We start from the raw sequence: 1646 nt of genomic DNA, 5'->3' as shown, positions 1-1646 counted from the left end.
TTTTCATGGCATGGGAAGTTTAAAAATGAAAAAGGGACTCGGAACCAGCGCTCTTCCCAACACTTCTCTCATGGTTTTATGCCAGATCATCTCAAAAGTGAGATGTCTGTAAGGTACTGTCTTAAAAAGCAAGCGAATAATTTGAATTTTCCTTATCTTCCCCTTACCTGAAAGAGAGCTCCTGGCCGATAGGTGCGGGATGCTCATCTTGTGTAGCCCTGCCTTGCGGGGCTACTTTGTTTACGTCAGCTGCGCTGACACCTGAAAGAGAGGCTCCGGCCTCCAAGCTAAGGATAGCCTCTTTTTGTTTTTGATGCCTTTGGTCGTGAAGCGGGTCATACACCTGGTTCTTGCGCCACAGCGTCCATATCAGGATCAGCAGCTTACGCTGCACAGCCACGTAAGCCTGCATCTTGGTCTTGCCCTTTGCCAAAAGCCGTTCATGGAGTGCGGCAAAGACAGGCTCTTTGTAGCGCACCACTGAAAAGGCCGGCAGGTGCATGGCCCGGCGGATGTGGGCGTTGCCCTTCTTGGACATCCTGGTCTTTCCCGAGCGTTTGCCTGACTGGTTCTCCACCACATCATAGCCCGAGTAGCTCACCAGCTGCCCCTGCTTCTCAAAGGTGGCAAAGCCGTTGGTCTCGGCCAGGAGCACGGCCACCGTCTTGAGGCCCACTCCTTTGATAGCCAGTAGCTTCTCCACCCGCTCGGCCAGCAGCGGGTCCTGGCAGATGAGTTCCTGAATAGCCTCCTCCAGCTCCTGGATGCTCTTCTCCAGCGTGCGGACCATCTTTTTGAGGCTTTTCTCCACCTGCTTTACCGCAAAGGCACTGTGGTGCAGGGCATGGAGCTGGTTGAGGAACACGGTGCGCTGGTTAGAGAAGTCCTCCAACTGGCGGGTCAGGAGACGCAGCTGGTAGATGTTCTGCGACAGGGGCTGCCAGAGGGGCAGCAACTGCTCCAGGCCCATACGGGCCAGCCCTTTGGCGTCGATGCTGTCATTCTTGCTCCTGTGGCCCAGGGCCTGCAGGTAGCGCTTAGCCTTGGTGGGCAGGATCACCGATACCTGGTAACCCTGCTGGTGGAGAAACCAGGCCAGCTGCTCGTAATACACGCCGGTGGCCTCCATAAGGATACGCAGTTCCACTTCTGCTGCGCGCTTGCTTTCCATCCAGCGCTGGAGCTGCCTGATGCCGGCAGGTGTGTTGGCGAACTTGCGGGAGGCTTTCACCCTGACCTGGCGCTCCATGTCAAGGGTAGAGAAGACAACATCAAGGGAGTCTTTGGAAACATCCACTCCCAGGTTTTGGCATAGCAGGTTTTTCATCACGTTGAGTAGTTAGGGTAAGTGAACTTCATCTGCAACCTATACTCACAGCTAGATACTAGGTCTCGCCTGCAGCAGGCGGCCTTTCGGTACTGTTCTGGCTTGGATGAAGAGGGAGGAAAGGGGTTTCTTAAAGCCGACATCAATCGTGTCTAGTACTGTCACTTAATCCTTTCCTCCCTTAATGTATAAAAGCGAAGGTACAAATAGTAAGAATTGTACTCCTGGCTAACACTTCAAAGATATGAGTACTGTCCAGTCTGAAGGAAGAAGCAGGCAGGTGGAATTTCCTCATGCCCAATATCACCAGGTGTATTTG

At 53.5% G+C, this 1646-nt stretch carries 1 protein-coding gene; it reads right to left on the bottom strand.

The features are described 5' to 3' along the window. Window positions 1-163 precede the first annotated feature (163 nt). Window positions 164-1327, bottom strand: coding sequence for an IS110 family RNA-guided transposase (locus tag E1919_RS27080; protein ID WP_162056518.1), 1164 nt, complete (start codon window positions 1325-1327; stop codon window positions 164-166). Window positions 1328-1646 lie beyond the last annotated feature (319 nt).

This window comes from Pontibacter pamirensis (assembly GCF_010015475.1).
Classification (GTDB): domain Bacteria; phylum Bacteroidota; class Bacteroidia; order Cytophagales; family Hymenobacteraceae; genus Pontibacter; species Pontibacter pamirensis.
Note: the sequence above shows the minus strand (reverse complement) of the source record. Positions and strands in the feature narration are given on the sequence as shown.

Bases quoted from the DNA above. Each gene is read 5' to 3' on its own strand.
- E1919_RS27080 (WP_162056518.1), bottom strand. From the start codon at position 1,327: ATGAAAAACCTGCTATGCCAAAACCTGGGAGTGGATGTTTCCAAAGAC.